The following is a 328-nucleotide window of genomic DNA, read 5'->3' as shown; positions in this document are numbered from 1 at the left end:
AAAGATGATATGATCGAAACAACGAACCAAGTACAAAATGAGTGGTTACAATTTGAATATAACGGGAAAACAGCTTACGTTCACGTTCCTTTCTTAACAGGTACAGCACCTGTTATTGAGAAACAAGAACAACCTGCTCCTGCTAAAGCTGTAGCGCCAGCTAAAGCACCTGCAGCACAAGCAAAACAAGTTGCTAAGCCTGCTGTAAAAGCTGCTAACACTAGCGCACCTTCTGGTGGTCGTGAACTAACAGTTGTAGCTACAGCATATACAGCTCATCCGAGCGAAAACGGTGGCACATATGGCGGCCGTGTATTAACTGCAATGG

At 44.5% G+C, this 328-nt stretch carries 1 pseudogene; it reads left to right on the top strand.

The window, feature by feature from the left end:
• Positions 1–328, top strand: a pseudogene (locus tag KI369_RS29070) (enterotoxin); the annotation flags it as partial.

This window comes from Bacillus sanguinis (assembly GCF_018332475.1).
Taxonomy (GTDB): domain Bacteria; phylum Bacillota; class Bacilli; order Bacillales; family Bacillaceae_G; genus Bacillus_A; species Bacillus_A sanguinis.
The sequence above is the reverse complement of the archived record's forward strand: the minus strand, read 5'-3'. Positions and strand labels throughout refer to the sequence as shown.